At 43.0% G+C, this 21117-nt stretch carries 24 protein-coding genes and 2 riboswitches; of the genes, 13 read left to right on the top strand and 11 right to left on the bottom strand.

The features are described from left to right. Positions 1–30: 30 nt before the first annotated feature. Positions 31–366, bottom strand: coding sequence for an antibiotic biosynthesis monooxygenase family protein (locus L634_RS0111510; protein WP_026582584.1), 336 nt, complete (start codon positions 364–366; stop codon positions 31–33). 142 nt (positions 367–508) lie between these two features. On the opposite strand from L634_RS0111510, the gene L634_RS0111515 reads away from it, so the two are divergent. After that, positions 509–1723 (top strand): MFS transporter, encoded by a 1215-nt coding sequence (locus tag L634_RS0111515; protein ID WP_026582585.1) that lies wholly within the window; start codon positions 509–511, stop codon positions 1721–1723. Between the two features lie 305 nt (positions 1724–2028). On the opposite strand, the gene L634_RS0111520 is transcribed toward L634_RS0111515, so the two are convergent. Then, the gene (locus L634_RS0111520) at positions 2029–3078 is read right to left on the bottom strand and encodes an NAD(P)/FAD-dependent oxidoreductase (RefSeq protein ID WP_026582586.1); all 1050 of its coding nucleotides are present in this window, start codon (positions 3076–3078) and stop codon (positions 2029–2031) included. Between the two features lie 213 nt (positions 3079–3291). Here L634_RS0111520 and L634_RS0111525 point away from each other — a divergent pair, with 213 nt between their 5' ends. The 6 genes from L634_RS0111525 to L634_RS0111555 all read left to right on the top strand — a co-directional run bounded on the left by L634_RS0111525 (position 3292) and on the right by L634_RS0111555 (position 9020). Then, the gene (locus L634_RS0111525) at positions 3292–4137 is read left to right on the top strand and encodes an ABC transporter ATP-binding protein (protein ID WP_026582587.1); all 846 of its coding nucleotides are present in this window, start codon (positions 3292–3294) and stop codon (positions 4135–4137) included. Continuing rightward, on the top strand, positions 4088–5014 hold the full coding sequence (locus L634_RS0111530) for an iron-hydroxamate ABC transporter substrate-binding protein (RefSeq protein ID WP_026582588.1): 927 nt from the start codon (positions 4088–4090) through the stop codon (positions 5012–5014). Before L634_RS0111525 ends, L634_RS0111530 begins: the two co-directional genes overlap by 50 nt. A gap of 68 nt (positions 5015–5082) precedes the next feature. Further along, a complete protein-coding gene (locus L634_RS0111535; RefSeq protein ID WP_026582589.1) occupies positions 5083–6093 on the top strand; it encodes a FecCD family ABC transporter permease in 1011 nt (336 codons plus the stop codon). Further along, a complete protein-coding gene (locus tag L634_RS0111540; protein WP_026582590.1) occupies positions 6090–7097 on the top strand; it encodes a FecCD family ABC transporter permease in 1008 nt (335 codons plus the stop codon). The genes L634_RS0111535 and L634_RS0111540 overlap by 4 nt, the downstream gene beginning before the upstream one ends. 156 nt (positions 7098–7253) lie before the next feature. After that, the gene (locus tag L634_RS0111545; RefSeq protein WP_026582591.1) at positions 7254–8078 is read left to right on the top strand and encodes a manganese catalase family protein; all 825 of its coding nucleotides are present in this window, start codon (positions 7254–7256) and stop codon (positions 8076–8078) included. Positions 8079–8306: 228 nt separating this feature from the next. Continuing rightward, on the top strand, positions 8307–9020 hold the full coding sequence (locus L634_RS0111555; protein WP_026582592.1) for a FixH family protein: 714 nt from the start codon (positions 8307–8309) through the stop codon (positions 9018–9020). Positions 9021–9081: 61 nt separating this feature from the next. Here L634_RS0111555 and L634_RS0111560 read toward each other — a convergent pair whose 3' ends face one another. Beyond that, positions 9082–9927: a DUF6843 domain-containing protein gene (locus L634_RS0111560; protein ID WP_026582593.1), complete on the bottom strand. Its 846-nt coding sequence runs from the start codon at positions 9925–9927 to the stop codon at positions 9082–9084. Between the two features lie 352 nt (positions 9928–10279). Further along, the gene (locus tag L634_RS0111565) at positions 10280–11113 is read right to left on the bottom strand and encodes a sugar phosphate isomerase/epimerase family protein (RefSeq protein ID WP_026582594.1); all 834 of its coding nucleotides are present in this window, start codon (positions 11111–11113) and stop codon (positions 10280–10282) included. A 104-nt stretch (positions 11114–11217) separates the two neighbouring features. Between L634_RS0111565 and L634_RS0111570 the strand changes: the two genes are divergently transcribed. Beyond that, positions 11218–11904 carry a DUF1287 domain-containing protein gene (locus L634_RS0111570; RefSeq protein WP_034262558.1) on the top strand — a complete coding sequence of 229 codons (687 nt, stop codon included), beginning with the start codon at positions 11218–11220 and terminating at the stop codon, positions 11902–11904. A 48-nt stretch (positions 11905–11952) separates the two neighbouring features. On the opposite strand, the gene tenA is transcribed toward L634_RS0111570, so the two are convergent. The 3 genes from tenA to L634_RS0111600 all read right to left on the bottom strand — a co-directional run bounded on the left by tenA (position 11953) and on the right by L634_RS0111600 (position 15086). Further along, entirely contained in the window at positions 11953–12642 is a 690-nt protein-coding gene (gene tenA / locus L634_RS0111575) for a thiaminase II (protein ID WP_026582596.1), read from the bottom strand. Between the two features lie 55 nt (positions 12643–12697). Beyond that, positions 12698–12798: riboswitch (TPP riboswitch) on the bottom strand. Between the two features lie 193 nt (positions 12799–12991). Next, the gene (gene thiW, locus L634_RS0111590) at positions 12992–13480 is read right to left on the bottom strand and encodes an energy coupling factor transporter S component ThiW (RefSeq protein ID WP_026582597.1); all 489 of its coding nucleotides are present in this window, start codon (positions 13478–13480) and stop codon (positions 12992–12994) included. Between the two features lie 114 nt (positions 13481–13594). Then, a riboswitch (TPP riboswitch) is annotated at positions 13595–13711 on the bottom strand. Positions 13712–13976: 265 nt separating this feature from the next. Continuing rightward, positions 13977–15086: an alpha-hydroxy-acid oxidizing protein gene (locus L634_RS0111600; protein ID WP_026582598.1), complete on the bottom strand. Its 1110-nt coding sequence runs from the start codon at positions 15084–15086 to the stop codon at positions 13977–13979. A 282-nt stretch (positions 15087–15368) separates the two neighbouring features. Between L634_RS0111600 and L634_RS0111605 the strand changes: the two genes are divergently transcribed. After that, positions 15369–15740 carry a PaaI family thioesterase gene (locus tag L634_RS0111605; RefSeq protein WP_034262561.1) on the top strand — a complete coding sequence of 124 codons (372 nt, stop codon included), beginning with the start codon at positions 15369–15371 and terminating at the stop codon, positions 15738–15740. 89 nt (positions 15741–15829) lie between these two features. Further along, positions 15830–16144 (top strand): DUF2512 family protein, encoded by a 315-nt coding sequence (locus L634_RS31030; RefSeq protein ID WP_051428312.1) that lies wholly within the window; start codon positions 15830–15832, stop codon positions 16142–16144. Between the two features lie 96 nt (positions 16145–16240). On the opposite strand, the gene L634_RS0111615 is transcribed toward L634_RS31030, so the two are convergent. The 3 genes from L634_RS0111615 to L634_RS0111625 all read right to left on the bottom strand — a co-directional run bounded on the left by L634_RS0111615 (position 16241) and on the right by L634_RS0111625 (position 17858). Beyond that, positions 16241–17080, bottom strand: a complete 840-nt coding sequence (locus L634_RS0111615) for a TVP38/TMEM64 family protein (RefSeq protein WP_026582600.1) — start codon at positions 17078–17080, stop codon at positions 16241–16243. A gap of 143 nt (positions 17081–17223) precedes the next feature. Further along, complete coding sequence (locus L634_RS33370; RefSeq protein WP_157452389.1) at positions 17224–17361, bottom strand: hypothetical protein; 138 nt, start codon at positions 17359–17361, stop codon at positions 17224–17226. Positions 17362–17438: 77 nt separating this feature from the next. Next, positions 17439–17858 (bottom strand): CHRD domain-containing protein, encoded by a 420-nt coding sequence (locus tag L634_RS0111625; RefSeq protein ID WP_026582601.1) that lies wholly within the window; start codon positions 17856–17858, stop codon positions 17439–17441. Positions 17859–18026: 168 nt separating this feature from the next. Between L634_RS0111625 and L634_RS0111630 the strand changes: the two genes are divergently transcribed. Both L634_RS0111630 and L634_RS0111640 read left to right on the top strand, forming a co-directional pair. After that, the gene (locus L634_RS0111630) at positions 18027–18428 is read left to right on the top strand and encodes a VOC family protein (RefSeq protein WP_026582602.1); all 402 of its coding nucleotides are present in this window, start codon (positions 18027–18029) and stop codon (positions 18426–18428) included. 337 nt (positions 18429–18765) lie between these two features. Next, complete coding sequence (locus tag L634_RS0111640) at positions 18766–19263, top strand: DUF2269 family protein (RefSeq protein WP_026582603.1); 498 nt, start codon at positions 18766–18768, stop codon at positions 19261–19263. Between the two features lie 30 nt (positions 19264–19293). Here L634_RS0111640 and L634_RS0111645 read toward each other — a convergent pair whose 3' ends face one another. Then, the gene (locus L634_RS0111645) at positions 19294–20253 is read right to left on the bottom strand and encodes an alpha/beta hydrolase (protein ID WP_026582604.1); all 960 of its coding nucleotides are present in this window, start codon (positions 20251–20253) and stop codon (positions 19294–19296) included. Between the two features lie 183 nt (positions 20254–20436). On the opposite strand from L634_RS0111645, the gene L634_RS0111650 reads away from it, so the two are divergent. Next, a complete protein-coding gene (locus L634_RS0111650) occupies positions 20437–20991 on the top strand; it encodes a GNAT family N-acetyltransferase (RefSeq protein WP_026582605.1) in 555 nt (184 codons plus the stop codon). The last annotated feature ends 126 nt before the right edge of the window (positions 20992–21117 follow it).

Consider the following 21117-nt stretch of genomic DNA (forward strand, 5'->3'; position numbering starts at 1 on the left):
AAAAATCCCTTTATGAATGGGCATTTCAGCTTATTTGATTTCTGCAAGCTCCCGGTATTGCTTTCGGCCCACAACATGATATACATCCTGGCGGCTTTCAATAATAAATTCAGGCTTTGGCTTGCCGCGGTTCGCACGGTGGCCTGCAATATGTACATCGCTTGTTTCCCATGCCTTCCAGGCTTCTTCTGATTCCCAGCGAATCATAATAATCACTTCTTCATCACCGCTGCGCTGCTTTTTCTTTAATACATTCAGATCAAGGAATCCCGGCTGTTCTTCGATCATCCCTTCTCCTGCAAAACGCTCCACCATTTTTTCCGCATGGCCCTCTTTGACTGTAATTGTCTTTAATTGAATAAACATTCCTATTTCCTCCTCTGCTTCTTTTCTGTTATTATAATTGATAACGATTTTCATTTTCAACTATTTTAAAAATTAGATTCAATATTTTGTAAGTTTATAGTATCTTTAGATTATCGAATTAATAAGAACGAGAGGCACAAATATGTGGAAGAATAAAAATGTTTGGATTTTATTGATTGGTGAATTTGTAGCCGGATTAGGCCTGTGGCTAGGCATCATTGGAAACTTGGAATTTATGCAGGAGAAAGTTCCTTCCGACTTTTTGAAATCGATTATTCTTGCATCCGGACTGCTGGCTGGAATAGCAGTTGGCCCTCTTGCCGGGAGAATTACTGACCAGCTGAACAAAAAGACGGTTATGCTCGGGGCCGGCTTTGTCAGGTCCATTAGTGTTATATTCATGCTCATCGCTATACAGACCGGATCAGTCTGGTGGATGGTCTTGTTTTTGGTGGTCATTCAATTATCTGCCGCCTTTTATTTTCCGGCACTGCAGGCAGCAATCCCCCTTGTGGTGGCTGAAAAAGATTTGCTGCAGCTGAATGGAGTTCATATGAATGTTTCCACCCTTTCACGGATATTGGGTACAGCCTTAGCAGGTGTTCTATTGGTAATCCTGCCATTATCCATGCTTTACATCGGATCGCTGGTCGCCTACTTCCTTCTTTTCATTCTTACGTGGTTTATGGACTTTGAAGAATCAAACAAGGAACAAAGCACAGCCAAAGGCACAGGAAAAAGCAGTGGAGGCTTTAAAGAAGTTTTCCCGATTATTAAAAACCTTCCAATCGTGTTTATGACATTGATTCTAACCCTGGTCCCCTTGCTGTTCCTTGGCGGCTTCAATTTGATGGTCATCAACATCAGCGAAATTCAGGACAGCTCATCCATTAAAGGAATAATCTATACGGCAGAGGGAATCGGCTTTATGCTTGGCGCTTTTATCGTCAAACAAATCAGCCAAAAACGGTCGCCTTATGCAATTCTATTTTTCTTTTCATTTGTCATAGGTGTTTCCCAGCTTCTCCTTTATTTCGCTGATGTACCTGTTCTGTCCATTGCGGCCTTCTTTATTTTCGGATTTGCCGTCGGCTGTTTCTTCCCGACCGCAGCCACCATTTTTCAAACAAGAGTGCCTAAAGAGTTTCACGGGAGATTCTTCTCCTTCCGAAACATGCTAGACCGTGTCACTTTCCAGGCTGTGCTCCTGCTGACAGGATTCCTATTGGATGCAGTCGGACTGCAGCTGATGGTTGTTATTTTTGGAATACTGTCCCTGGTCATGACAGCAGTGTTCTTTGTAAAGTCTCGCCAGCTTCGGACAGAAATACAGGTTAATGAAAAGCCAAGCATGTAAAAAACCGGCTGCACTTAATGTAAAGGGTTCTGTTTTGAAGTGCTTTTATGGAATTCTTAAACTTAGTGATAGCCGTTTTGATATAGCTGCCTGGCATATAAAAAGCATGATAAACAAAGAAAATGACGTGTGCTAATTCACACGTCATTTCCTATAATCAATTATTAAAAAACATACGGAGCCCTATACTCACAGCAAGGGTATGTTCCGGGAACCCCGCGCCCCTTTTTCTGCTAATCTTCTGAGATTCAATCTGAAAAACTATGTTATATGTGGATAGTTACTTGCATATTACCATTTTCACCTTAACGCACCAGCTGCTTGACCAGCTCCCGATTCCGCTTTTTAAAGACATCGTTATGGGATGAAACCATCGCTGCTCCGGCAGCTTCCGGCTCAATATACTGCTTCGCTTTGTTCACAGCATTGGCCGCATCCTGAAATGCCCCGGCAATTAAATGAAGCTTGCCGTCATGCTTTAGAATATCTCCGGCAGCATATAGCCCTTCAACAGAAGTCTCGCTGTTTGCATTCCCGGCAATATAGAAATCTTCCAGCATTTCAATGTTCAAATCGCTATTTTTTAAAAGTTCGGTATCCTGTTCATATCCATGATTAATGACCACTTCATCAATCGGCAAATAAGAAATCTCGCCCGTTTGGTGATTAGTAAGCTCCACTTGATCAATTTCTTCCTGATTCGCACCGGCAATCAATTTTGTAATTGACGTATTGGAAATGCAAATGACAGAGCTATTCATCAGCTGCGAAACCTGTGATTCATGGCCAGTCAAAGCGTCTCTCCTGCAAGTGATATATACCTGCTTCGCAACCGGCTCCAATTCATTCGCCCAGTCTACTGCCGAATTGCCTCCACCTGAAACGATGACCGTTTTATCCTTGAAATGTGCCAGTGACTTCACCGTATAATTCAGATTGGAAACCTCAAATCGTTCTGCTCCTTCGATCTGCAGCTTTTGCGGCTTTAAAATTCCGCTTCCAACCGCGACAATGACCGTTTTTGAAAAATGCTCCTCTCCAGAAGACCCTTTTAAAACAAATATTCCATCTTCCGTCTTGCTGATGGATTCCACTTTCTCATTAAGGATAACCGCAGGATTAAAGGTTAGCCCCTGCTCCACCAGCTGTTCGATCAGCTTTGCACCTGGAGTTGGCGTCAGGCCGCCGACATCCCAAATCATTTTCTCAGGATACACATGTATCTTTCCGCCCAGCTGCGGCTGAAATTCGATCAATTTCGTTTTCATTTCCCTTAACCCGCTGTAAAAAGTGCTGTAAAGCCCTGCAGGCCCTCCTCCAATTACGGTTACATCATAGATATCCATCTGCTTCATTCCCGTTCACTCCTATAATCAATTACTATTGATTATCATTCTCACTTCAACTATACGACCTTTCTTCTCCTTTTACAATGAAAATTTATTTGAAAACTTTTCCCTAATAAAATTATGTTGACAGAAAAAACAGATAGACTTATAGTAGAAAGGAACCGACATTGATAATCATTATCATTGAAAATATAATTCTAAAAAAACGGAGGTTACATAATGGTCCGTCTTTATACAGATGGCTTGAACATTGGGTATAGTGAACGGTTGATTGTAAAAGACCTTAGTGTCCAGATCCCTGATAAGAAGATCACTACCATTATCGGTCCGAATGGCTGCGGAAAATCGACCCTTTTAAAAGCCATTACCCGTATCATCGCTCACCAATCGGGCACTGTGATTTTGGATGGCGAGAACATCTCAAAGGAAAATACGAAGGTCCTTGCCAAGAAAATGGCGATTCTCCCGCAAACACCCGAAAGTGCAAGCGGTTTAACGGTTGGCGAACTGGTCTCTTACGGCCGCTTTCCCTATCAAAAAGGCTTTGGAAGACTAACTAAAAAAGACTATGAAGTTATTGACTGGGCGCTTGAAGTAACTGGCACCGCCGATTTCAAGTACAGGCCAGTGGATGCGCTCTCCGGCGGACAGCGCCAAAGAGTGTGGATTGCAATGGCCCTGGCACAGGAAACTGATATTATTTTCCTTGATGAGCCAACCACCTATTTGGATATGGCACACCAGCTTGAGGTTCTCGAACTTCTTCAAAAACTGAACCAGGAACAAGAACGAACCATTGTGATGGTCCTTCATGATTTAAATCAGGCAGCCCGTTTCGCAGACCATATTGTTGCATTAAAAGACGGTGAAATTATCAAATCAGGAAGCTATGAAGAAGTCATCACACATGACGTCCTGAGAAAAGTGTTCAATATTGATGCTGTCATTGGACGCGACCCGCGTACGAACAAGCCATTGTGCATTACTTATAATCTACTAAAAGGAGAAAATCAACATGAAGAAACTACTGATCCCGTTTATGATCTTGCTGCTTCTGCTTATTAGTGCCTGCGGCAATACAGAGCAGAAAGAATCCAGTGATGCAGAACCAAAAGAAGACAAAAAATCAGGCACCTTTACTTATGAATCTGAAAACGGACCGGTTGAAGTCCCTTCTGATCCTAAGCGAGTTGTCCTCCTTTCCGGCTTTACAGGAAATGTTATGCAGTTAGGCGTAAATATTGTCGGAGTGGATACATGGTCAAAAAATAACCCTCGTTTTGAAGAAGAGCTGAAAGATGCTGAAGAAGTATCCGAAGACAACCTGGAAAAGATCATTGAATTGGAGCCAGACTTAATCATTGCTTTATCTACTGTTAAAAATTACGATAAGCTTAAGGAAATTGCCCCTACTGTAACTTATACATGGGGAAAATTAGATTATCTGTCACAGCATGTGGAAATCGGCAAGCTTCTGAATAAAGAAGAGGAAGCAAAAAAATGGGTGGAAGACTTCGAACAGCGAGCTCAAGCAGCAGGTGAAGAAATCCGTGCCAAAATAGGCGAAGATGCAACCGTATCTGTATTCGAAATCTTTGATAAACAGCTTTATGTATTTGGCGATAACTGGGCACGCGGAACTGAAATCCTGTACCAGGCAATGGATTTAAAGATGCCGGAAAAAGTAAAGGAAATGGCGTTGAAAGATGGCTATTATGCCATTTCGACTGAAGTGCTTCCAGAGTATGCAGGAGATTATATTGTCCTCAGCAAATACTCTGATGCTGATCATTCGTTCCAGGAAACCGAAACGTACAAAAATATCCCTGCCGTAAAAAATAATCGCGTCTTTGAAATGGAAGGCAATGGTGCATCCTTCAGTGACCCAATCACACTTGATGCACAGCTGGAATTTTTTAAGGAATCATTTTTAGGAAACTAATACTGAGGGAGGGATTCTTATAATTAGGAATTCCTCTTTCCTATTCTATGAAGAAAGATGAGAGTACAATGACAAAAGATACTCAGCGCTTCACCCCATTTATATATAAACTGGCTGCAGGATTCATTATTTTTGCCGGCATGTTTGTGGCTGCTTGTGTTTTTGGAGCCGCAGATGTGACTGTCAGAGATGTTTGGCTGGCGATTAGTTCAAATGCCTCTGGAGAAAAAATTTCTATTATTCGTGAAATACGCCTGCCCCGGGAAATTGCAGCCATTTTCGTTGGAGCAGCTCTTAGTATTTCCGGGGCCATTATGCAGGGAATGACGAGAAATCCACTTGCTGATCCGGGCCTGCTTGGGTTAACGGCTGGGGCAAATGCTGCCCTTGCCTTAACTCTCGTTCTTATTCCTTCAGCAAATTATTTAGGGATATTATTTGCCTGTTTTATCGGTGCTTCCGTCGGAGCCTTAATGGTTTTCGGCATTGGTGCTATGAAAAAAGGCGGCTTTTCCCCTATACGGATTGTATTGGCCGGTGCGGCTGTTTCCGCCTTCCTTTATGCCATTGCCGAAGGAATCGGCATTTACTTTAAGATCTCAAAAGACATCAGCATGTGGACAGCCGGAGGCATCGTTGGCACGTCCTGGAGCCAGCTTCAAGTGATTGTACCGGTTATCTCAATCGGAATCCTTGTTTCTCTCTTTCTGTCAAAACAGCTCACTATCCTAAGTTTAAATGAGGAGGTAGCTGTAGGCTTAGGCCAAAATACAACTCAAATTAAAACCATTCTATTCATTCTCGTTACCCTTCTGGCAGGTGCATCGGTTGCACTGGTCGGCAATATGGCATTTATCGGGCTGATGGTGCCTCATATTGTGCGGGCTATTGTCGGAACTGATTATCGCTTTATTCTTCCTATGTCAGCCCTAACAGGTGCTTCTTTCATGCTCCTGGCCGATACACTGGGCAGAACAATCAATGCTCCATATGAGACTCCTGTAGCGGCTATCATTGCGATAATGGGGCTGCCCTTCTTCCTATTTATCGTACATAAAGGAGGTAAGGCGTTCTCATGATCCAGCCAGAGCTAATCAAAAAACAAAGAATGTTATTAGGAATTTTACTGGCACTTATTATGATTACAATTATTATTGGAATGGGGTTAGGCTATGCCTCCCTTTCATATGATCGCCTGATTCCGACCCTTATGGGACAGGGGACTTTTAAAGAAGAATTCGTCTTATTCTCCATTCGGCTGCCGCGTGTGTTTATCACGGTATTAGCCGGCATGGCACTTGCATTGTCCGGTGCCATTTTACAGGGGATTACCCGGAATGACCTGGCAGATCCGGGAATCATAGGCATCAACTCTGGAGCTGGGGTTGCTATCGCTGTTTTCTTTCTGTTCTTCCCTATTGAAGCAGGCTCTTTCATCTATATGCTGCCGCTATGTGCGTTTTTCGGTGCTTTACTTACAGCCATCTTAATTTATGCTTTTTCCTACAGCAAACGCGAAGGGCTTCAGCCTGTAAAAATGGTCCTTGTCGGGGTTGGGTTTTCCATGGCTCTATCCGGTGCCATGATTGTCCTGATCTCTTCCGCTGAAAGAGAAAAGGTTGATTTCATTGCAAAATGGCTTTCAGGGAATGTCTGGGGGACGGATTGGCCATTCATTTGGGCGATTCTTCCATGGCTTCTCCTCCTTATTCCATTTACTTTATATAAAGCAAACCGGTTGAATCTCTTAAGTCTAAGTGAACCTGTCGCCATCGGAATTGGCGTATCGATTGAAAAGGAACGGATTATCCTTCTGCTTACGGCTGTTGCACTGGCAGCGTCAGCCGTATCGGTAACTGGCGGTATTGCTTTTATTGGCCTGATCGCGCCACATATGGCCAAAGCGCTTGTCGGGCCGCGAAATCAGCTGTTTATTCCAATCGCCATTCTTATTGGCGGCTGGCTCTTGCTATTTGCCGACACGGTCGGCCGCAACCTTGTCGACCCTGACGGCCTCCCTGCAGGCATCATGGTCGCACTGATTGGGGCCCCTTATTTTATCTATTTGCTGTTGAAAAAATAAAATCTTCTATATGATGACGTGTGAATCTCGCACGTCATTTTCTTTTTGAAACAAAATATTAATATACTAATTTATAGATTTCAGGTTTCTTCCTATACTTTCAGGGCAATAGATACAGTGTAGGTTTAACAGTCAAAGAGAATAGGAGGAACCAGGATGTTTTTTCATGTAAAAGAACTGCAATTTGAAGCTAAGCCCGAACGCCCGGATCCCGTATTTGCCAAGAAGCTGCAGGAATTGATTGGCGGCCAATATGGTGAAATGACTGTTGCGATGCAGTACATGTTCCAGGGATGGGCAGCTCGGGGAAATGAAAAGTATCGTGATCTTCTATTGGATATTGGAACTGAGGAAATTGGGCATGTGGAAATGCTGGCAACAATGGTTGCCAGGCTGCTCGACGATGCCCCTGTAAACCAGCAGGAAGAAGCAGCAAAGGATCCAGTCGTTGGAGCCATTATGGGAGGAATGAACCCTCAGCATGCCATTGTCTCCGGATTGGGTGCACGTCCGGCAGATAGTGCAGGCAACCCTTGGATGGGAACCTATATTACTGCAAGCGGAAACTTGCTGGCTGATTTCCGTTCGAACCTGAATGCAGAGTCACAAGGCCGGCTTCAGGCATCAAGGCTGTATGAAATGACAGATGATAAAGGTGTCAAGGATCTGCTTTCGGTTCTGATCGCACGTGACGCTTACCATCAAAACCAATGGGCTGCAGCTATTGCCGAGCTGGAGGAAAAGGAAGGCCTGCTCGTACCTAGCACATTCCCTCGTGAAAAAGAACGCACAGATATCTCTTACACACTCTACAACCTATCAGCAGGTGAAGAAAGCAGCACAGGCAGATGGGCACAAGGCCCTGCCCTCGATGGCCAGGGAGAATATAAATATGTAAGCAATCCTAAACCGGAAGGCGGCAAACCAATGCTAAAGCCTGCACCCCCAAATCTTCATAACACATTGCCTATGGATGAATAGTATCCAACAAAACATGTTGGATCCATGTTAAATTAATCAGGATATTTTATCATAGGGTGCTTTAATGCAGGAAAGCAACCGGAAAGAAATTAAATTTAACAGCCTGGAATTTCCAGGCTGTTTTTTTGCATATTTTTTTCAGCTCTGGGCACCATAATACATTTAGTTATAAAAACAGCCTCCATTGTCCATACTTTATAAGGAAAATGCATAGAAAGAGGAGTAAAGATGAAAAAGTATACCGTTATATTATTTAGTATTCTCCTTCTCGCTGCCTGTTCCATGGAAAAAGAAAGCGGGAAGAACGAAAACAAACTTCCGCTGGAGGTTACGATTCAGACGCCTGAAACGATCCATTCGCATGAGGAAGTAAACCTGAAGGCACTTGTCACACAGGGGGACGAAAAAGTAACCGATGCAAATGATGTTGTTTTTGAAGTATGGCAATCCGGGCAAAATGACCGGGAGATGCTAAGTGCTGAACATCAGGGCGATGGCATCTATTCCGCCAAAAAGAGCTTTTCTGAAGATGGACAATACTTTGTAGTAGCTCACGTAACTGCAAGAAATATGCACCAGATGCCGACAAAGCAAGTCATTGCCGGTACACCTGAAAATACAGCTGTCTTTCAGGAAGAAGAACATCCACATAGCCATGTTTCAATAAATCTGGAAACAGGCGGAGTCCTCAAAGAGAATGAAGAAGCTGAATTGACCGCTACAATCCTGCAGGAAGGCCAGCCTTTAACCGAGGCAAATGTCAGTTTTGAAATTTGGCAGGATGACCAGGAGGAGTCCGAGTATATAGATGCTTCAGAAAGCAGCTCAGGTGAATATCAAGCAAGCAAATCCTTTTCGAAATCAGGTTCTTACAATATTAAAGTCCACGTAACCAAAGATCAGATTCATGAGCATCAGCTTAGCCAATTAACTGTAAAATAACAAAAAAAGCTGGAATATCCAGCTTTTTTTGTTCAGTCAAACGTTTGATTGATTTTCGGAACTACTTATTCTCCTCCATATCAAACACACCTTCTTCATAAAGGATATCCTCTATAAATGGCCTGTCTCCAAGCTCAATCATATCACCATGTTCATTGCAGGCAACCGAGAAATGAGTATAAGAATATTCGTTTCCTTCAGCTTGAACTGCACCAGCCCCTCCAAGGGAAATACAGCCTTCAGGAATTTCTTCGTGATCTCCATTTTCATCAACATGATAGTATAGGTTTTCTATATAGCCTTCACTTTGCGGCAAAGCGGTAACGGCATACCCTCTGTCATTCACCCGAATAACATCATACTTTCCCTCTGTCTCCGGCTCAGGCGCATTCTCGTACTCATGCAGAATTGTCACCTGGCCAACATATCCTTTAGGAATTAAGTAAAGATCATTCGTCCTTGGTTCTAATTCGGCTTTTTGAAGCATCCAAACAAGACCTATTGGCAGCAGAACAGCCAATAAAAACCCCGCGGCATTCCATGCAGCTATTTTACCAGCTGGCATTTCCCGATCCCATTTCCGCCATTCATCCACCAAAAAGAAAAGCACTGCCGACAGAAGAACAAAAAAAACAAAATCTTTTACTGCAAAATAGCTCAAAGCCCCTAAAATTGTATGTATAAAAGCTGCCGCGGCAAACCGCCATTTGACCATCCTCTTTGTGAGATACTCGGACAGCAGCGAAACCGGGATCCCATAAATCAGATTCCCAAACAGACAATAGAGGAAAATGATGACCAGTACGAAAGAAAACATTTCCCCTTCTGTAAAAAGTAAAAGCAGCCAAAATCCAAAAGTGAAAATAACGGATGTATGCAAAGCCGTTTTCAATTTTGATGCCAGCATTAGTTAATCACTCCCCCTTTTATATTGTTTGTGAATAACTTCACATATAATATAACATGAAAAGGAGGTTATTCCTATATACACCATAGAAATTTATCCGAGTGCTTGCAGGTTCTGGCATTTTCCAAACATATCTATCTCTACTCGTCTGTTTCAAATTCCTTTTAACGACGGCGATGTCTGTCCCATTTCAAAATTTATGCCCCACTTTCAATGATTTGCGCCTGACTTTTTCAATTTATGTCTCAATCTCTCCCATTTATGCGCAACTTTTCAGATTTATGCTCAACTTCCCATTCCGCCATCTGTTATAAGAGCAAAGAATATCCTTTATAAAGAAAGGCCTGCTTCCTTAACGGACAGGCCCTTTTCCAATGATCTTTCTCACCCATTCAATCCCTTCATCCACCACTTTCACTTCAGGATTTGTATGCGGAGTATGCTCCAGTACGAAAATTACATCCTGGCACTCCTTCGTTAAAAATTGCAGTATTTCCTTTATTTTAAAATGCTGGCCATCATGTTCATGAGAAGGATGAACGGGCACCCAAATGTACTTTTCACCATGGTATTCAACATTATGCAGGTGGACCACACGAACAAATTCCGCCCATTTTCTAATATATGAAAGGGCCTTATCCCCTGCAGCCATCATATAATCACCGATATCAATACATATTTTGAGGCCATACTTCGTCCAGGTCTCCAGGGAAAAATGGTCCAGGTAGTTAATCCCCGCGGGAGAACGCTGAAGCCCCAACTTCGGTTCGCACACAATCTGAATTCCGTATTTTTTCTGAAGGGCACTCAGCTTTTGAAGCCCCGCTTCAATCATCTCTGCCGGATCTTCTGTTGTCTCTTTTTTAAAATAAGGAAAGTGTACCAAGATGTACTCAGCGCCATGCCGGGACATTTCCGCAACTTCAGATTCAAATTGGCTCCATGCCTCTTTCGGATCAATATTCACTTTTTCGATAAGGTCATATTTGCTGTGCCCCCGCAAAAGCGGCGAATGCAGCCCAAAGCTCATACCTGTTTTCTGCAGCGAATTAAAAAAGGAACGAAATGAGTCCTTATCAGCAAATTCACCAATCTCAATATGCTGCAGGTTGTCTTTAAACAGCTGTGAAAACTTTTCGCTGTCAGACAAAATAACGCTTCCGGATATTCCTAATCGGTGTGCCATGATATCGCCTCTCTAATGGGTTCTTTGGCTTTATCATAACATAGAACATGTAACTTTTTGGAAAAGAGAGCGTCTAATCCTTAAAACGCAAAAGGAGAAACATCATGCTAAAAAGACTTTTCGCTGCCATACTGGGAGTCCTGCTGTTATTCTTATTTTTATTTCGAAATGGAATCATACTGGATTCACTCGGCCTGCATATCGAAAAACCCTTTGGAAAAAAAGTTGAAGTTCCTGCAGATTTTTCACAGGCTGACCGCAATCAAAACGGGATTTCAGATCCTATTGATGTAGTTCAGGCAGCGAGAAAAGAAGTAGAACAGCGAACGCCTTATAAAAGCACCTATTACGCCGGGGGATATCCTCCTAATGGTGAAGGCGTATGTACAGATTTGATTTGGCGGGGATTCAAGGGGGCAGGAGTCACTATCAAGGATCTGATAGACAAGGATATCGCAGAGAATACAGATCTATACCCCCGAGTACAGGGAAACCCTGATCCAAACATCGATTTCAGGCGTGTCCCTAATCAAGATGTATATTTCAGCCGTTACGCTAAATCTTTAACAACTGAGCTTATTCCAGGAGAGATCGAAAACCTCCAGGAATGGCAGCCAGGAGATATCGTTATTTTCCTTTCACCTAAATTTGACCATGTGGCGATTATATCGGACAAACGGACAAAAGATGGCATTCCATACGTTATCCACAACTCTGCACCTTTTGCTGCCGAAGTGAAATTGTCTTCCTTTAAAACACCCATTACCGCACACTATAGATGGGATTTTTGAAAAAAACGCCTGCCCTGCCGTAAAGCAGAAACAGGCGTTTTCCATGTATTATGGGGTGACAATTGCGTTCCCTGCTGGCCATTCCTCACAAGTATACGCCATCTCCCAGAATCCAAGTTCCAGCTGGCAGCTTTTGCGGAAAGCGTCCTTCATTCGCTGCCTTTCTTCAGGAGAAGCCTTTTGCGCAAGCTCATCCAACCGGTTTCTCATATTCATCGTAACGGCCTCTACCCTTAAATTTGCATAGAAAGAAATCCATGGATAAAACGGATGGTCCTCATCAGGCTCGTATTGCTTCATCAGCTCCAGCCCAATTTCCCAATAAGTCCAAGGACATGGCAATAGCGCAGAAAGGATTTCACCCATCCCGCCAGTATGGGCATGATACATCATATGCTTCACATAATGATCAGCTGTTGGAGGAAGCGGGTAGCCCTGCAATACTTCATAATCCACGCCAATCTGCTGGCAAAAATTATGGTGAGGGTGAATTTCAGAATTCAGCACAAATTCAATTTGCTGGTTAAAATAAGCAATATCTTTCCGCTCGGTCGACTTCGAGATTGCAATACCATAAATGTGCATGAACGCATTCAGGTACTCGTAATCCGCTTTAATATAATGGGCAAGCGCCTCTTTCGGCACATCCCCTCTCCCAATGCCCTGTACAAATGGATGCTGAAAAATCAACTGGAATAAATCATCATTTTCCTTGCGAAGAATTTCTGTAAAAGTCATAAAAAATAGCCTCCTTATAATTCAGAAGCTGCCGGGGAAAAGCATGAGGATAAAATAGAAGTCCTCACCGCTTCCCTGCGCTGGCATTACCCAGATCAGGTTCCAAGGGACAAAGGAAAAATCCTTATCTCAGCCGTAGCGCCCCTAGCAGTTTTCCTGTCGTTTATAACACTTTGATACTGATTCTTTCGCTTGCTGCGGGGGTATTCGCCCGCTTTTGCACTGCCTTTTTTAGATCTGGCCAAAAATGCTGCTTCCTTTGATGCCGCTTTTTCTCACTAGACCCGGAGCAGCTGCTTCATTCCAGATCCACTTTTTCTGGAACAACAGCGGCCACACTATCAGAAGCTCACATATTCTGCACCAAATTCCTCTCCTTCACTTTGGCGAGAATGATCCACCCAATAGCCGCACCGGTAAAACTGCTGACAAGAAAGGGCGGAACAAAGAAAAACGCACCAGCTGCGCTTCCCATCAAAATCTTTGCATACGGGACTGCAAACAGCGCTCCAATTATGCCTGTTCCCACCACTTCACCAACTGCAGCCCAGATTTTCCGGCCAAATTTTAAATAAAGCACGCCTGCCAAAAACGCACCAATCATTCCGCCTGGAAACGCAAGCAGCGTACCAAATCCAAGCAGATTCCTCAGAAGGCCGATCATAAATGCCACTCCCACGGCTGGCAGCGGTCCAAGCGTAACTGCAGCCAAAACATTTACCGCATGCTGGACTGGATATGCTTTTGCGATACCTGCAGGAAACCAAAGTAAATGAGAGCCAAGCGTTCCAATCGCTACAAATAAAGCCATGGTGGTCAATAAACGGGTTTTGTTCATATTAGCCTCCTTCCTAAAGGGCAGCCTGATTGCTTATCATGGAGAAAAGTATGTATCAAAAAAGCCAGATCCGCGAAAGGACCTGGCTTGGTTTCAAGTATTAATGATTCGACATACCGCCAAAGCCTACTTCCCTCCGCTGGCACTAACCAGATCAGGTCCATAAGAGTCGGAAAGCTTTACCGCGCTCTCCTCTCAGCCCGCACATTCGGGGCACCCCTAGTAGTTCATAGATATTCAATTTGATAAGCTATTTCAAGCTTATCAAATTATCCTGGCACTGTCATCATTCTTTTTGCTTAGATGCTTTTATCAATGCAGCCGATGTGAGGCCCTTTAATTTCTGACAATACTTTGAACGGATTCGCCTTTGATAAGTTCAGCCATGCTTTTCGGCTTAAGTCTGCCATTTTCGCTTTGGCCGTACCTTTATAGACTATTATTAAAGATGGATTCTTCTGTCTGCAAAATACCCTTGGGAGCTTCTTCTCTTACACTATCTCAATAGCTGCAAACCGTCTATATACTTCAAGCTGCAAACCCCAGCCAAGGAAAGGGAGACTTTTGTTTCTTCTATAAAATTGGCAAGTACTTTTTCCACGCCAGCCTGCCCCCCAATGGCCAAGCCATACACATATGGCCTTCCCAGGCAAATGGCATCCGCTCCCAGAGCCAGCGCCTTAACCACATCAGAGCCTCGGCGAATCCCACTGTCAAATAACACGGGTATCCGTCCATTGACTTCTTTTGAAATTGGTCCAAGGGCATCAATCGCCGCCGTCACGCCATCCAGCTGCCTGCCGCCATGATTGGAAACAATGATGCCATCTATCCCCTTTTCAACAGCAAGCTTTGCATCCTCCGGATGGAGGATGCCTTTTAATAGAATCGGCAAATTCGTTCTTTCTTTTAATCTCGCAACATGCTCCCAGCTTAATGTCGGGTGGTGAATATTATCAAGAATCCCTTGAACCACGTCCCCATCTTTTAGAGAGCTCATGAATACCGGGTCAGATTCATAGTTTGCTTTTCCATAGCCGAGCTTTAAAGGGGAAAAATTATTCCTGAGATCCGCTTCCCTCCACCCCATCATGACTGTATCAACCGTTAAAACGATCGCTTCATATCCTGCTTCCTCCGCACGGCTCACCATATTGAAAGCAGCCTCTTCATGATTGGACCAATAAAGCTGGAACCACTTTGAGCTGTTGCCGGTCGCTGCAGCGACTTCTTCTATAGAATAGCTGGATACTGTACTTTGGATAAAAGGAATTCCATAAGTAGCCGCCGCTCTGGCAGAAGCAATTTCTCCCTCCTTATGTTCAAGGCGCTGCATTCCGATTGGCGCCAAAAAAACCGGATAAGGATATGTCTTTCCGAAAAGAGTTACACTCGTATCAGGAACAGAAACGTCCCTCAGCATTCTGGGTACAATCGAATACTTTGCGAAGGATTCTGTATTTTTTCTCAGCGTTTCTTCCCCGCCTGCACCTGATTGGACATATCCAAATCCTCCAGCCCCCATTACCTTCTCTGCTTCTTTCTCCAGCCCTGCAAAAGAAATTGGGAAATTCTCTGCAAAGCTTATATTCTCTACCTTTGCCATCTTTCCAGCCTGCCTCTCTAATAATATTTAGAATTTATTGAAAATAATATCACTTTTTTTGATTTAAGGAAACCGGCTGGCGTTTCGCGGATAAATTTAAGAATTCGCGGTTATATTCAATTTTTAGCGGATAAAATTAAAAATTTGCGGTTATATCAGAATTTTCGCTGATATATAGTTCCCCCGGGATCCAGATCAACCAGAACTTCCATCAAAAAGCAGGGATTTCACGAAAAAATCGTGAATAAAACATCATATCTTAACCGAATTGGAGTGTCCATAATGCTAATTAAACAGCCCTTCGATGAATTTTTAAAATTTGAATATGATAGAGTCAGTGAAACTAATTTGAAAGTTACTTTACCCATCCAGCCGCTGTTCATCAACAGCGCTGGCCTTGTCCATGGCGGGATTATTTCCACACTGGCGGATGTGGCTATGGGGAATATTTTTAAGCCCGATGAAAACCAAATACAGACAGTTGTCACCGCTGATTTAAAAGTCAGCTTTTTAAAGGGAGCAGCCGGCAAATGCCTGATGGCAGATGCCCACCTGGTGAAAAGAGGCCGTACCCTGAACCATACGGATTGCCTGATTTACAATGACCAGAATCAGCTGGTTGCCAAAGCATCTGGTATTTTTGCTTCCATCTAGCAAATTATAACCAATTATCTGAAAACCCCCGATTATTCTATCGATTTCAGGGCAGAGTTTCATAGACAACGATGGGGAGGGATTTCAACATGGAACATGTAAAAGCAATTGTCATTAAATTTGTAATGATCACAGCGGTTTTGGGAATTGTCTTAACCGGATTTTTTGATATTGGATTTACCGAAACACTGATCATTAGCTTTATTCTGACGCTTGCAGCCTATGTTCTCGGTGACATAATGATCTTCCGAATGGCTGGCGGCAAAACCGAACATGGAAAAAAGAAATGCTCTTGCCACATTTTCCGATATTGGCTTTGCCTTTTTTGCCATCTGGCTTTTAGAGGAGATGATCGTTGCCTGACAAGACGGACTTGCATCGGCAGCCATTGGTTTCTGCCCTAATCATCGTTACAGGAATGGTTCTACCATGGGTACCTGGATAAACGTATTTTTCATGACAATGAATAAGCGGCTAAGGAAGCCAAAATGGCCTCCTTTTTACATTTCCGCTGATTTATTCCCCCTTCTTTTTATGATAAAAGAAATAAAGAGCCCTGCTCCGATCAGCAGAGAGCATACAAGAATAACCTGTGAACCAGATAGCGAAAGCAGCTTTGCCAGGTAGACAGAATAGGCTAGAAGCAAAGAAGTGGCCAATTTTGAAATCGCTGCAATACTTAGGAACTTTCTAAAAGATACTCCCCCAATTCCAGCTCCGACACAAATAATTTCATCTGGAAGTACCGGGATAACGAACAGCATCAGCAGGAGCAGGGTTTCATTTTTTCCCACATATTTCTGATATGTTTCGAGATGATGTTCTTTAATAAACCTGGATATAACCTTTATTCCGCTGATTCTCGCAAACCAAAACATGGCTGTAATTCCTGAAATAGTTCCTGCAAATCCAATTAAAGCAGCAGAGGCTGGCCCAAAAACCGCACTTCCGGCAGGAATGGTAATCGCTTCAGGAAGAGGAAGCAAAATCGGCTGAAGAAAGCAAATGGTAAAAAAGAGGATTTTCCCTGCACTGTTATATTCGCGCAGCACACTTTCAAGGCCATATGCATCCGTCAGAACAAGCACCTTAGTTAAATAGAAAGTTATAAAAACAATCAGCAGCAAGGCGAGTAAATACATTAGTGCTGTCCTGCAGAATTTCATCAGTGACAACTTGCCGGCAGAAATTAAGTAGAGGTCCATCAGCAAAACACCAGCCATGCCATAAATAAAAATACCTTTATAAACCGGAAGCATGGTCGGCATACAATAATACAAGATATAAGCTGCTATTAGAACCAATAGCACATGCAAGCCCGCTTCTATTTTTATATTCATACAATTTCCCCATATACACTTTTCTTAACTTCAGTTTAGATAAAGCCCAAGGAAACCTTAAGATGCTTCAGCATTAAATTTCACTAAGACCTGCGGCTTAGAAAAACAAAAGCAGAGGCTGATCTCCCCTGCTTTAAAACCTCCTAATACTCGATCTCATCATAGTCCTTTGGCTGAGGAATCGGCTGGCCGCTCTCATGCTTAGCAAACTCATTGATGAGCTGCTGCTCTTCAGTTAGAGTATTTTTAGGCTTTTCATTATGCTGATTTTGTTTTTTCAATATAATTTCCCCTTTCAAGTGTTCTTAACATTAATATGCTCACTTTTAAGGGAATCAACCAACCTGTTTAACCTATATTAGTCCCAATAAGGCTCGATTTGCCCCCGGATTTCCCCGTCTGGAAATTGGGCTGTATGGGCGTTAACATAGGTCTTTCCATCCCTCATTAGGTCAATCAGAACAGATAGAGGTTTTCCTTCTAATGGGCCTACAAGATCTTTAGCTGTAATAACTCCTTCAACTACTCCCTTTTTAACACTTATGTCAGGATCAATTAAGCCAAAGAGAAAAGCAACTACCGGGCCGTTCATACCCCTTCTTCCTAAATGAATATGGGCTTGTGTAAAGTTTTTAAGATTATTGACTTCAAGCCGGTAGCCCATTTTCTTTTCATCCTGGCTCACTTTAAATTTTGCCATCCCAAAAGCATCTGTACGGACTGGCGGCACTTCTTCAGAACCTTTTAGCCTGGCAAAAAAAAGCCGATTTTCGTCCATTCTTACACCTCCTAACCGATACCTCAATTTAATGATATATTTTATGCCAGTATCGTCAGGATTGTCTCTGCAATATAGTGTAAAATCGTCTATTTTCATGAAAAATGGAGGGATTTTAGCCTTTTCCGCCAATTCATTAAGGAAAGCTGATTACAAAGGAGGTCTAGCATGTCCACATTTATTTTTCATATTGCCACAGTCGAGATTCCGGTAACCGATTTGAATCGATCAGTTGCATTTTATGCAGATGTTCTTGGAGTGAAGGCGGAATTTAAAGGAGAGAAGAATGCAATGCTCAGTTTTCAAGCGAAGGGTGTTCCAACGATCTTCCTTGTTGAAACAGACGAACAGAAATCTCTTTCCTTCGTTAATTCCAATGATGGCGTGGAGCACAGCGTTATTGACTTTTACACACCATCTTTAAAAGAATTTCACGAATGGCTTCAGAAAAAAAACGTTGAAGTTGGGCCGCTCAACATTAATCAGGAGCATGGCCTTGGCGGATTTGGCTTTAAAGATCCTGACGGCAACCTGCTCAGTGCCTGCAACGTAGTGCATAAGGGGCAATAAAGCTCGCTGATTATCGGCGAGCTTTTTTTAATGCTTACTTTTTAAAAAGCCTATTCAATAAAAACACTCCGCCGCCAATAAGCACCAAAATCACAATTAGAATCAAGCCTGGTACGCCTATGTTCATTAGCATATTTTCGCCCCCATCATTCTCAACTAAATTCCGCCACTAATACTAGCACATTGTATTAAATTGGGAACTGAAGAATTCTGAAAATTTCATGTCCCTTTAGCTAAAAATAAGACTCGCGCCCTATCCTAAATTACGGCGGAGGCTGATATGGACAATCTTTTCTCCCTGCTACACTAATAAAGTGTTTAAAAAGGAGGGAAACGGTTGAAAAAACTAGGCACAAAAGCCACTAGATGGCTAAAAATTCTTCATATTGTCCTCGTTTCATTATTTTTCGGCGGCATCATGAGTTCACTTGTCTTACATTTCACCATGGAAATGGCCGCTTATGGCCAAACCCTGGAGCTATATAAAAATGTGGTAACCATCAGCGACTACATTGTACGAACTGGCGCTGTAGGTACTTTATTAGTTGGCATCATCTATGGATTCTTTACCAATTGGGGATTTTTCAAGCACAGATGGGTTACTGTCAAATGGATTCTTTTTATAATCCAAACTGTCGTTGGCATTAATATCGTCGATGAATTGATGATGGAAAATATGGCTTTGCTTGAGGCAGAAGGCAGCAAGGCGTTAACGAATCCTGTTTTTATTGATAATCATACTAATCGCCAGTACGCTGTCTATTTTCAAATAGCCGTTACCCTGTTTATCTTTGCAATCTCTGTTTTAAGGCCGTGGAAAAAGAAAAAGCAATAATAAAATGCAGTGCCTCCACTGCCATTTTTTCTATTGGGCAAGAGCAGCTTCCAGAAATTCTTTCAGCTTCTCCTGGTATTCCTGCTCTGCCACCGTATACCCATCTGTATGCCCTGCTCCCGGCACGATCCACAGCTCTTTCTTCCCGCCGGCTTTCCCGTAAATCTCATACGCCATATCCGTCGGCACCAGATCGTCACGATCCCCATGGATGATGAACAGCGGAAGCTTATTTTTCCTCACCTGCTCAATGGCCGATGCTTCTCTAAACGAGTATCCCGCTCTGATTTTTGTAAACACGCTTGTGATCTGCATCAAAGGGAAAGATGGCAAATGGTACATATGCTTCAGCTGATGGGCCAGCTCTTCATAAACTGTTGTATAGCCGCTGTCCGCAATAATCCCCTTCACTTCACTTGGAAGGTCTTCACCACTAGCCATCAATACAGTTGCCGCCCCCATTGAAAATCCATGAAGGAAAATGCTGGTTCCCCCTTTTTCCTTCTTCAATAAATCAATCCATTGGAGGTAATCTTTCCGCTCATGCCAGCCATATCCGATATAATCGCCATCGCTTTCCCCGTGCCCTCTGGCATCAGGTTTCAGTACATCATATCCCAGTTCATAATAAAACTTAGTAATACCGGGCATCTGCCTGCTATTCCCCTTATAGCCATGAGCCAGAATCACTGCTTTTCCATCGGAATCCGGATTTTTCAAAAAGAGCGCCTTAAGCTTAAGGCCATCTGCAGAGGTAATCTCAAGCTGTTCAAAGGTCTGCTCCTCCGTCCACTTCAGGACGTCCTCCAGCTTCGCCTGCTGCTCCTCCTCAAATGCAGCGCTGGCAGTATGTGCTTCCCCGCTGTATAACTCAACCGGTTCATGGCTTCGGTTTATTGCCACATTATAAAAATAATTCCCTGCACCCAGCAATGCTGCCGATAATAAAATAATCACACTGCCGGCTATCCAAATGATTCTCTTTTTCATTCATGACTCTCCTTTTCACATTTCCATTACCCCTTGTCCGCCAACGGCCTTACTCATTCAATCAAACGTTTGACTGAATGGGAATCTGTGATTTTTTATTCCTTATGTAAAACTTATTTAATTTAATATATATTTATAATATCAAGGATTAATATCCACATTTGGAAAATGAAAGGAAAACTGATGATTAAATTAGAACCCTTTACAAAAGAAGATTTTAAGCTCCTCATTAGCTGGATAACCACGCCAGAACTATTGGTTCAATGGAGCGGTGCCCATTTCAAATATCCGCTTGATCACAGCCAGCTGGAAACATATATCAGCTCGGCCAATCAAGAAAACAGCTCTGAATACATTTTTAAAGTAATCGAAGCTGAAACTGGCGATGTGATCGGACACATTTCCCTTGGCAGAATTGACCGCGTGAACGAAACTGCACGAGTAGGAAAGGTGTTTGTCAGCCCTGCTGCACGCGGAAAAGGCTATGCCTCCCAAATGATTCAGCAAATACTCTTCCTGGCCTTCAAAGATCTAAAGTTAAATAGAGTGAGTCTTGGAGTGTTTGATTTTAATAGGGGAGCATTCAGAATCTACGAAAAAGCAGGTTTCCAAAAAGAAGGGCTGCTTAGGCAAACGAATAAAGTAGCAGGGGAATATTGGAACTTGATCGAAATGGGAATTCTTCGTTCTGAATGGCTTGACCAGACTGGTATTGGCACTAATCAATCAAACGTTTGATTGAAAAAAGAAGCTCTGCCGGCTTAATGGCAGAGCTTTTATTCGGCATATTATTGTCCATCATATGAATTCCTCTTTACCCTATCCAGATGGAAAAAACGTCCCATTATCAATAGCAGCCCCTTA

The sequence above is a fragment of the Bacillus sp. J33 genome, assembly GCF_000518885.1.
In the GTDB taxonomy this organism is placed as follows: Bacteria; Bacillota; Bacilli; order Bacillales; family Cytobacillaceae; genus Cytobacillus.

Excerpts from the sequence above, each read along its gene's own strand:
- L634_RS0111510 (WP_026582584.1), bottom strand. The coding sequence starts at position 366 with ATGTTTATTCAATTAAAGACAATTACAGTCAAAGAGGGCCATGCGGAA.
- L634_RS0111570 (WP_034262558.1), top strand. The coding sequence starts at position 11,218 with ATGCTAAAAAGACTTTTCGCTGCCATACTGGGAGTCCTGCTGTTATTC.
- L634_RS0111625 (WP_026582601.1), bottom strand. The coding sequence starts at position 17,858 with ATGGACGAAAATCGGCTTTTTTTTGCCAGGCTAAAAGGTTCTGAAGAA.
- L634_RS0111545 (WP_026582591.1), top strand. The coding sequence starts at position 7,254 with ATGTTTTTTCATGTAAAAGAACTGCAATTTGAAGCTAAGCCCGAACGC.
- L634_RS0111535 (WP_026582589.1), top strand. The coding sequence starts at position 5,083 with ATGACAAAAGATACTCAGCGCTTCACCCCATTTATATATAAACTGGCT.
- L634_RS0111645 (WP_026582604.1), bottom strand. The coding sequence starts at position 20,253 with ATGAAAAAGAGAATCATTTGGATAGCCGGCAGTGTGATTATTTTATTA.
- L634_RS0111515 (WP_026582585.1), top strand. The coding sequence starts at position 509 with ATGTGGAAGAATAAAAATGTTTGGATTTTATTGATTGGTGAATTTGTA.
- L634_RS0111540 (WP_026582590.1), top strand. The coding sequence starts at position 6,090 with ATGATCCAGCCAGAGCTAATCAAAAAACAAAGAATGTTATTAGGAATT.
- L634_RS0111555 (WP_026582592.1), top strand. The coding sequence starts at position 8,307 with ATGAAAAAGTATACCGTTATATTATTTAGTATTCTCCTTCTCGCTGCC.
- tenA (WP_026582596.1), bottom strand. The coding sequence starts at position 12,642 with ATGACTTTTACAGAAATTCTTCGCAAGGAAAATGATGATTTATTCCAG.
- L634_RS0111530 (WP_026582588.1), top strand. The coding sequence starts at position 4,088 with ATGAAGAAACTACTGATCCCGTTTATGATCTTGCTGCTTCTGCTTATT.
- L634_RS0111560 (WP_026582593.1), bottom strand. The coding sequence starts at position 9,927 with ATGCTGGCATCAAAATTGAAAACGGCTTTGCATACATCCGTTATTTTC.
- L634_RS0111600 (WP_026582598.1), bottom strand. The coding sequence starts at position 15,086 with ATGGCAAAGGTAGAGAATATAAGCTTTGCAGAGAATTTCCCAATTTCT.
- L634_RS0111615 (WP_026582600.1), bottom strand. The coding sequence starts at position 17,080 with ATGAATATAAAAATAGAAGCGGGCTTGCATGTGCTATTGGTTCTAATA.
- L634_RS0111520 (WP_026582586.1), bottom strand. The coding sequence starts at position 3,078 with ATGAAGCAGATGGATATCTATGATGTAACCGTAATTGGAGGAGGGCCT.
- L634_RS0111565 (WP_026582594.1), bottom strand. The coding sequence starts at position 11,113 with ATGGCACACCGATTAGGAATATCCGGAAGCGTTATTTTGTCTGACAGC.
- L634_RS0111525 (WP_026582587.1), top strand. The coding sequence starts at position 3,292 with ATGGTCCGTCTTTATACAGATGGCTTGAACATTGGGTATAGTGAACGG.
- L634_RS0111650 (WP_026582605.1), top strand. The coding sequence starts at position 20,437 with ATGATTAAATTAGAACCCTTTACAAAAGAAGATTTTAAGCTCCTCATT.
- L634_RS0111605 (WP_034262561.1), top strand. The coding sequence starts at position 15,369 with ATGCTAATTAAACAGCCCTTCGATGAATTTTTAAAATTTGAATATGAT.
- thiW (WP_026582597.1), bottom strand. The coding sequence starts at position 13,480 with ATGAACAAAACCCGTTTATTGACCACCATGGCTTTATTTGTAGCGATT.
- L634_RS31030 (WP_051428312.1), top strand. The coding sequence starts at position 15,830 with ATGGAACATGTAAAAGCAATTGTCATTAAATTTGTAATGATCACAGCG.
- L634_RS0111630 (WP_026582602.1), top strand. The coding sequence starts at position 18,027 with ATGTCCACATTTATTTTTCATATTGCCACAGTCGAGATTCCGGTAACC.